1 protein-coding gene is annotated in these 1,028 nt (G+C 56.2%); it reads right to left on the bottom strand.

Features of this window, described 5'->3' with window-relative positions:
• Window positions 1-262: 262 nt before the first annotated feature.
• Window positions 263-1,028, bottom strand: a 766-nt coding sequence (locus NFR51_RS11050) for a group II intron maturase-specific domain-containing protein (protein ID WP_251713627.1), incomplete at its 5' end; no start/stop codon positions are given.

Below are 1,028 nucleotides of genomic sequence, written 5' to 3' on the forward strand. Positions count from 1 at the left end.
ACCCAGGATGAGCGGTTCATCGAGATCACCGAAGAGCGCATTCTGATGCCGGTGGTGTACCTGTCGGAAGAAGGCGTCACCCAGACCCTCACCGAGCAGACCGAAAGCTACAAGGCGCTGATCGAAGAGCTGGGCGGCGTACCAGGTGCAGACGACTAAGCTGCCCCGCATGCCGTGAACAGGATGGATCGAGTAGGAGGGGGAGTCACCTCCCCCGTCCGCCCACACCACCTGGCATACGGATCCGTACCACGGCGGTTGGTCAAGTGTTGGCAAACCGCTCCATATAAAAGCGCACACCACGGAAGCCTCGCTTGTGCCACCAGCGGTTATTCATCGCGAACCGCGTATGATGGAGTTGGGCCAGAAACCACCAGCGCTTGTGCTGACAGTATCCTTTCGCCTCATCCACAGGGAGCCCGAGTTCGATCATTTTCCTCACTCGGGTTCTCGGTTTAAACCACTGTTTCATCAGGCACATGCGTAGTCGGCTTCGTATCCAGCTGTCGATATCAGCAAATAAGCGGCGTGTCTCTGCCAACCGAAAGTAGCTTGTCCAGCCTCGAATATATCGATCGAGACGGGCAAGCTTCACCTCAATGGCTTCGCGATCATGCCCGCGGGTCAGTTGCCTGATCCGTTTCTTGAAGCGTTTGATCGTCTCATTACTGCAGCGGATGCGCGGATGAGCCTTTCCTACAAAGCTGTACCCGAGAAAATTGCTGCGTGAGACAGAGACGACGCGGCTCTTCTCCCGATTTACCGGGAGTTTGAGTCGTGTTTCGAGAAAGGCGGTCACGTTGTCCTTGACTCGGTGGCCCGCTCGACGGCTTTGGACGTAGATCTGGCAGTCATCGGCATATCGGCAGAACCGGTGGCCTCTGGCATCCAGTTTCTTGTCCAGATCGTCAAGTAGGATATTACTAAGCAACGGACTCAAGGGCGATCCTTGCGGTGTGCCTTTCTCTCGCTGACTAACGAACCCCCCCATCATCATTCCGGCCTGAAGGTAGCGACGGATCACACCA

The sequence above is a fragment of the Lactococcus ileimucosae genome (assembly GCF_943193185.1).
GTDB lineage: Bacteria > Bacillota > Bacilli > Lactobacillales > Streptococcaceae > Lactococcus > Lactococcus ileimucosae.